This window comes from Thermodesulfobacteriota bacterium (assembly GCA_040758155.1).
Taxonomy (GTDB): domain Bacteria; phylum Desulfobacterota; class Deferrimicrobia; order Deferrimicrobiales; family Deferrimicrobiaceae; genus UBA2219.
In genome coordinates this window covers 20,463-27,814 of sequence record JBFLWB010000016.1, presented here as the reverse complement: position 1 = coordinate 27,814, position 7,352 = coordinate 20,463, and the positions used below count along the sequence as shown (strand labels likewise).

The 7,352-nt window shown below is 66.3% G+C and carries 6 protein-coding genes; all 6 read left to right on the top strand.

Annotated features, from left to right (window positions below; translation table 11 throughout):
- On the top strand, nucleotides 1-658 hold a 658-nt coding region (locus AB1346_01315; protein MEW6719068.1), incomplete at its 5' end, for an FAD-dependent oxidoreductase.
- A gap of 9 nt (nucleotides 659-667) precedes the next feature.
- Entirely contained in the window at nucleotides 668-1,282 is a 615-nt protein-coding gene (gene folE / locus AB1346_01310; protein MEW6719067.1) for a GTP cyclohydrolase I FolE, read from the top strand.
- 15 nt (nucleotides 1,283-1,297) lie between these two features.
- Nucleotides 1,298-2,152, top strand: a complete 855-nt coding sequence (locus AB1346_01305) for a dihydrofolate reductase family protein (protein MEW6719066.1) — start codon at nucleotides 1,298-1,300, stop codon at nucleotides 2,150-2,152.
- A gap of 242 nt (nucleotides 2,153-2,394) precedes the next feature.
- Nucleotides 2,395-3,051 (top strand): TetR/AcrR family transcriptional regulator, encoded by a 657-nt coding sequence (locus tag AB1346_01300; GenBank protein ID MEW6719065.1) that lies wholly within the window; start codon nucleotides 2,395-2,397, stop codon nucleotides 3,049-3,051.
- Nucleotides 3,038-4,198, top strand: a complete 1,161-nt coding sequence (locus AB1346_01295) for an efflux RND transporter periplasmic adaptor subunit (protein ID MEW6719064.1) — start codon at nucleotides 3,038-3,040, stop codon at nucleotides 4,196-4,198. The genes AB1346_01300 and AB1346_01295 overlap by 14 nt, the downstream gene beginning before the upstream one ends.
- A gap of 13 nt (nucleotides 4,199-4,211) precedes the next feature.
- Nucleotides 4,212-7,352, top strand: a complete 3,141-nt coding sequence (locus AB1346_01290) for an efflux RND transporter permease subunit (GenBank protein ID MEW6719063.1) — start codon at nucleotides 4,212-4,214, stop codon at nucleotides 7,350-7,352.

Genomic DNA, 7,352 nt, shown 5'->3' with positions numbered 1-7,352 from the left:
GGCGCGGTTCGTCAACGACTACTTCCGCGGGAAGGGGGTGGAGCTGCTGGCCGGCCACTCCATTGTCGGCATGGAAACGAAGGGGGGCGGGCACGTTCTGTCGGTCCGGGGCGCGGCTTCCGCGGCTGTCCAGGAGGTGCGGGTGGACGGCGTCGTGGCGGGGATCGGGATTACGCCGAACGTGGAGCTGGCGCGGAAAGCGGGGCTGGAGACGGCCGACGGGATCGTGGTGGACGAGCGGCTGCGGAGCTCCCGCCCGGAGATCTATGCGGCTGGCGACGTGGCCTCCTTCCATAATCCCGCCCTCGGGAAGCGGATCCGCGTCGAGCACGAGGACAACGCCAAGTCGATGGGGCGCGTCGCGGGCCGGTCGATGGCGGGCGAGGAGGTCGAGTACCGCTATCTCCCCTTCTTCTACTCCGACCTGTTCGAGCTGGGATACGAGGCGGTGGGAGAGACCGATTCGCGGCACGAAACCGCTGCCGACTGGAAGGTGCCGTTCCGCGAAGGGGTCGTCTATTACCTGGAAGGGGGGCGCGTCCGCGGCGTGCTCCTGTGGAACGTGTGGGAGCAGGTCGACGCCGCGAGGGCGCTGATCGCCGAGCCGGGCCCGTTCCGGGCGGAGGATCTGAAAGGCCGCCTGCCGAAAGCGGCTTGAGGCACGAAGATGTCCCGCCGGATCGAAGAGGAGCGGCTGCGGAAGTTCGAAGGCTACATGGCGGAGATCTTCTCTGCGTTCGGGATGGACCCGGAAACCCCGGCGACGCGCGACACTCCGCGCCGCTTCCTTCAGGCCATTCTCGACAGCACCGACGGGTACGAGGGAGACCCGAAGCTGATCACGGTGTTCGACACCGAATGCCGGGGCGGCCCGGACTGCCGGATCAGCCAGGTCATCGAGGGGCCGATCGGATTCTTCAGTCTGTGCGAGCACCACGCGCTTCCGTTCCACGGGCGCGCTTACGTCGGGTACATCGCCCACGAGCGGATCATCGGCCTCTCCAAGCTCACCCGGCTGGTGCGTCTGTTCGCGAAGCGGTTCACCGTGCAGGAGCGGATCGGGCAGCAGATCGCCGACGCGCTGGACGCCATGCTACGCCCGCATGGGGTCGCGGTATACCTCGAGGCGCACCACCTCTGCACCCGGATGCGAGGGGTCCGGGAGACCTCGGCGCTCACCCGCGCGACGTTCTGGCGCGGGAATTACGAGAACGATCCGGCGCTCCGGAGCGAATTCTTCGTGGCGTGCGGGCTGAACCGCTTCGAGCCGGGAACCGTTTGAAGTAGTATGTCCGGCATGGACCCGCTGCCGCCGCTGGAAACACTCCTCGCCGCGGAGCGGGGGGAGGATCTCCCCCTGCCGGAAGAGATCGCGGGGCTGTACGGCCCCTTGCGCTTCCCCCGGCCGGCGAACCGGCCATACGTCTTCGGCAACTTCGTCGCCACCCTCGACGGCGTGACTTCGCTTTCCGCGCCCGACCTTCCGGGAGGAGGGCCCATCAGCGGCTCCAACCGGCACGACCGGATGATCATGGGGCTGCTGCGCTCCGTCGCGGACGCCGTGATCGTCGGCGCCGGAACGCTGCGCTCCGTCCCGGCCCACCTCTGGACCGCAGAGTATATCTATCCGCCGCTCGCCGACTCGTACCGGCGTCTTCGGGCCGCCTCGGGGAGTCCGCGCCCGCCGTGGAACGTCATCGTCACGGCGCGCGGCGAGCTCTCCCCGGAGCACCCCGTGTTCCGGTCCGGGGAGGTCCGGGCGATGGTCGTCACGACCCCGGAAGGGGGAAAGCGGGTCCGAGGCTGCGGCCTTCCCTCCTCCGTCGTCATCGAGGAAGCCGGGAGCGGGGGATCCGTCGACGCACGGAAGATCCTCTCCGTTGTCGGCCGCCATTCCGGCGGGGGACGGTTCCTCGTCGAGGGCGGTCCGAGGCTGATGGGCGATTTCTTCGCGGAGAGATGCCTGGACGATCTGTTCCTGACGATCGCGCCGCAGGTGGCCGGGCGGGACGGCTCCGTCGATCGTCCAGGTTTCGTCGCGGGGAAACTCTTCGCGCCGGGGAATCCCTTGTGGGGAACGCTGGCCGGCGTGAAGCGCGGCGGGAGCTTCCTGTTCCTGCGGTACGAGTTCTCCACGCCAACCGCATCGTGATCGAGCGGTCGCGTCGGACCGTCGCGATCTCCTTCCTCGAATACCTGAAGGTCGGCCTGCCCCTTGCCGTCGTCACCTTGCTGATCGGGGAGTTGTTCCTCGGCTGGAACTGACGACGAAATGCGGCATGTGTCCGGCATCGAGTGACGTGTCCGCCGAATCTGTTCTTGCGATGTGAGGGTTTATTCTATATAATGACGCCAAGTTCATATTTTGGATGAGCGATTTTACGGAGGACATCGATGGAGGTTCAAAGGCTCCCCAGGCGGGAAAGAGAGAAGCTGGCGCAACGGGAGGAGATCCTGGCCGCCGCCCTCGACCTGTTCTCGGAGAAGGGATACCCGAACGTCTCCATGCAGGAGATCTCGGAGAAGGCCGAGTTCGCCATCGGGACGCTGTACAAGTTCTTCCGGAGCAAGGAGGAGCTTTACAGGGCCCTTCTCCGGGAGAAGGCGACAAGATTCCATGACGCGCTCGCCGAGACGATCGCGGCGGGAAGCGGCGAGATCGAAAAGCTGCGAAACTTCGTCCGGGTCAAGGGGGAGCTCTTCCGCGCCCACGCCGCCATGATCCGGATCTATTTTTCCGAGACCCAGGGGGCGCGCCACAACTTCCTGGCGGGATTCGACTGCGAGATGCGCGAATACCGCGAGGACATCCTGCGGAAGCTGGCCGCCGTCTTCCGGAGCGGGATGGACGGGGGGCGGTTCCGCAAGGGGCGCGACCCGTACCACCTGGCCATTGCGCTGGAAGGGCTGACCAACGCGTTCCTTCTTCTTTGGCTCGAAAACCCCGGGCTGCATGCCGGGCTCGACGACCCCGATGCCGTGCTGGATATCCTTCTCGACGGATTGACCGAACCCATCGAAAAGCCGGAGGACTCGGATGAAACGGTATGATTCCCTTCCCGGGCCGCTGATGGCGGCCGCCGCGCTGCTGGCCGTCGCCGGCCTCCTTGCCGGGGGATGCGGCGGGAAGCGGCAGGCTTCGCCGCAGATGGTCCCGGAAGTCGCCGCTTTGACGCTGAAGACGCAGCGGATCGAGCTGACCACCGAGCTGCCGGGGCGCACGACCGCCTACCGCACCGCCGAGATCCGCCCGCAAGTGAGCGGGATCATCCGGAAGCGGCTGTTCGAGGAAGGGACCAACGTCCAGGCGGGGCAGCTTCTCTACCAGATCGACCCGTCGAGCTTCCAGGCGGCGTTCGACAACGCGAAGGCCGCGCTCGGGAGGGCCGAAGCCAACCTTCCGGCGATCCGCTCGCGGGCCGACAGGTACAAGGAGCTGCTCGAATCGAGAGCGGTCAGCCGGCAGGACTACGACGACGCGGCCGCCGCCCTGAAGCAGGCCGAGGCGGACGTCGAGTTCTGGAAGGCGTCCGTGGCGTCCGCCCGCGTCAACCTTGAACACACCCGGATCGCCGCCCCGATCTCCGGGCGCATCGGAAGGTCCGAGGTGACGGACGGCGCGCTGGCGGCGGCGTACCAGCCGCTCGCGCTGGCGACCGTCCAGCAGCTCGATCCCATCTACGTGGACGTCCCGCAGTCCACCGCCGAGCTGCTCGCGCTGAAGGCCCGCGCGAAGGATGGCCGGATCCAGTCGGGGGAGAACCAGAGATCGGTGAAGATCCTCCTCGAGGACGGCACGGCGTATCCGCGGGAGGGGAAGCTGCAGTTCCGGGACGTCACGGTGGACCCGACGACGGGGTCGGTCAACCTGCGGATCGTCGTCCCCAATCCCCAGGGCGTCCTCCTGCCGGGGATGTTCGTGCGCGCGGTGATCAAGGAGGGCGTGAATAAAAACGCCATCCTGGTCCCGCAGCAGTCAGTGGCGCGCGATCCGAAGGGGAACCCGTCGGTTCTGCTCGTGGCGTCCGCCGGCAAGGTGGAGCAGCGCCCGGTCGTCCTGGACCGGGCCGTCGGAAGCGACTGGCTCGTGTCGAAGGGGCTTGCCGCCGGAGACAACGTGGTCGTGGAAGGGATGCAGAAGGTGCGGCCCGGCGCTTCCGTGAAGGTCGTCCCGCTCGCCGCCGCGCCGGCGAAATAACGGAGGCGCGCGCATGTTATCCCGATTCTTCCTGGATCGACCGGTATTCGCCTGGGTCATCGCCATCATCATCATGGTGGTGGGGGGCCTTGCGATCTACAACCTTCCCATATCGCAGTATCCCCCCATCGCTCCGCCGTCGATCGCCATCGACTCCTTCTATCCCGGGGCTTCCGCGGAGACCGTCGAGGACAGCGTCACCCAGATCATCGAGCAGAAGATGACCGGCTTCGACAAGATGCTGTACCTGTCCGCCCAGAGCAGCTCGGCCGGCACCTCCCGCATCGAGCTGACCTTCGCCCCGGGTACCGACCCCGACCTGGCCTGGGCGCAGGTCCAGAACAAGCTCCAGCTCGCGATGGCGAACCTGCCCGACACGGTCCAGCGCTCGGGCGTCAAGGTCAGCAAGTCCACCCGGAACTGGCTGATCCTGGTGGGGCTCGTCTCGGAAGACGGCAGCATGGACGGCAACGACCTGCGCGACTACGCCCAGTCCAACCTGGAGAAGGTGCTCTCCCGCGTGCCGGGCGTCGGCGAGGTGGAGACCTTCGGGACGCAGTACGCCATGCGCATTTGGCTCGATCCGGCCCGGCTCACGGATTACCGGATCTCCACGGAGGAGATCGTCGCGGCGATCCGCAGCTACAACGTCGAGGTCTCCGCCGGGCAGTTCGGCGGGGCTCCCGCGGTGCGGGGGCAGCGCCTGAACGCGACCATCACCGTCCAGAGCCTTCTCGAGACGCCGGAGGATTTCGGTTCCATCCCGGTCCGCACCAACCCGGACGGCTCCGTCGTGCGGGTCCGGGACGTCGGGAGGGCGGAGCTCGGGACGGAAACCTACGACATCCAGGGGTTCCACAACGGCAGGCCCTCCGCCGTCCTCGCGATCCGGCAGGCGGCCGGCGCCAACGCCCTCGAAACGGCCGACAACGTCAGGGCGAAGATGAAGGAGATGAGCCGGTACTTCCCGAAGGGGATGAAGGTCGTCTACCCGTACGACACCACCCCCTTCGTCAAGGTGGCCATCAAGGAAGTGGTCATCACCCTGTTCGAGGCGATCCTGCTGGTCTTCCTGGTCATGTTCCTTTTCATGGGGAACATGCGCGCCACCCTCATCCCGACCATCGCGGTCCCGGTGGTTCTATTGGGCACCTTCGCGGTCCTCGGGCTCTTCGGGTTCTCCATCAACATGCTGACGATGTTCGCCATGGTGCTGGCCATCGGCCTGCTGGTCGACGACGCGATCGTCGTGGTCGAGAACGTGGAGCGGATCATGGGCGAGGAGGGGCTTTCTCCACGGGAGGCCACCCGCAAGTCGATGGACCAGATCACCAGCGCCCTGATCGGCATCGGGCTGGTGCTCTCCGCCGTGTTCGGGCCCATGGCGTTCTTCGGCGGCTCCACGGGCGTCATCTACCGCCAGTTCTCCATCACCATCATCGCGTCCATGCTGCTTTCGGTGGTGGTCGCCCTCATCCTGACGCCCGTCCTCTGCGCGTCGCTCCTGAAGCCGGTGGCCAAGGGGCACGAGGCGGCGGAGACCGGCATCGCCCTGCTGCGCCCGTTCTTCCATTGGTTCAACGGCGTCTTTTCCGGGCTCAGGAGCCGGTACGTGGGAGTCGTCAACCACACGCTTTCCAGGAAAAAGCGCTTCCTGGTCATTTACCTCCTGCTCGTCGGCGCGGTCGGCCTCCTGTATCTGCGGATGCCCACTTCCTACCTTCCCGAAGAGGACCAGGGGATGATGATGGTCCAGGCGATGCTTCCTGCGAATACGCCGATGGAGGTGACGGACGGCGTCATGGTGCGGATCCGCGAGCATATCCTGAAGAACGAGCCGGAAACGGTGGATTCGGTCATGTACGTTTCCGGGATCAGCTTCGCGGGGCGGGGGCAGAACCAGGGGATGGCGTTCGTCCGGCTCAAGGACTGGGACCTCCGGCACCGGAAGGATTTGAAGGTCGATGCCCTGGCCGGCCGGACGATGCGGGTCATCTCGCAGTACCGGGACGCGATGGCGTTCGCCTTTCCGCCGCCCTCGGTCATCGAGCTGGGCTTCGCGCGGGGGTTCGACTTCCAGCTCCTGGACCGCGGCGGACTGGGCCACGAGAAGCTGATGGAAGCGCGCAACATGGCGCTCGGCATGGCGGCGCGCGACCCGCGGCTCAAGAACGTCCGGCCGAACGGGATGGAGGACGTCCCGCAGTACCGCGTAGACGTGGATTGGGAGAAGACGGGGGCGCTCGGGGTTCCCGTCGGCTCCGTCAACAACACCATCTCCGCGGCGTTCGGCAGCGCCTACGTCAACGACTTCATCCAGGGGGGGCGCGTCAAGCGGGTGTATGTCCAGGCGGACGCCCCGCACCGGATGCTCCCTAAAGACGTGGACAAGCTCTACGTCCGCAACACGGCGGGAAGGATGGTCCCGTTCTCCGCCTTCTCCACGGGACGCTGGACATCCGGCTCCCCGAAGCTCGAGCGCTTCAACGGCTTCCCGTCCGTCAACATCCAGGGCGAACCGGCCGACGGGAGGAGCTCCGGGGAGGCGATGGCGGCCATGGAGGAGATCGCGTCGAAGCTTCCCCCGGGGATCGGCTTCGACTGGACCGGCCTCTCCTACCAGGAGCGGATGGCCCGCTCCCAGACCGGCCTGCTGTACGCGTTCTCCATCCTGGTGATCTTCCTCTGCGTCGCGGCCTTGTACGAAAGCTGGACCATCCCGTTCGTCAACCTGTTGATGCTGCCGCTGGGAATATTCGGCGCGATCGTTGCAACGACCTTGCGGGGACTGCCCAACGACGTCTATTTCCAGATCGGGTTTCTGACGACGCTCGGGCTGTCCACCAAGAACGCCATCCTGATCATCCAGTTCATCAAGGAGCAGCGGCGGCAGGGAGTGGAGCTGACCGAGGCGACGCTTGCCGCGGTGCGGATCCGATTCCGCCCCGTCATCATGACGTCGCTGGCGTTTTTCTTCGGCGTACTTCCGCTGGCCATCGCCGTCGGCGCCGGCGCCGGAGCCATGAACGCCATCGGGACCGCGGTCACCGGCGGGATGCTCTCGGCCACTTTGATCGACCTGATCTTCATCCCGTTGTTCTTCATCGTCGTCTCCCGCCTGTTCGAGAAGAAGCGGCCTCAGGAGGTGAACTGA

What these genes read in the sequence shown, in the direction of transcription:
- folE (MEW6719067.1), top strand. Translation starts at nt 668, where the DNA reads ATGTCCCGCCGGATCGAAGAGGAGCGGCTGCGGAAGTTCGAAGGCTAC.
- AB1346_01305 (MEW6719066.1), top strand. Translation starts at nt 1,298, where the DNA reads ATGGACCCGCTGCCGCCGCTGGAAACACTCCTCGCCGCGGAGCGGGGG.
- AB1346_01300 (MEW6719065.1), top strand. Translation starts at nt 2,395, where the DNA reads ATGGAGGTTCAAAGGCTCCCCAGGCGGGAAAGAGAGAAGCTGGCGCAA.
- AB1346_01295 (MEW6719064.1), top strand. Translation starts at nt 3,038, where the DNA reads ATGAAACGGTATGATTCCCTTCCCGGGCCGCTGATGGCGGCCGCCGCG.
- AB1346_01290 (MEW6719063.1), top strand. Translation starts at nt 4,212, where the DNA reads ATGTTATCCCGATTCTTCCTGGATCGACCGGTATTCGCCTGGGTCATC.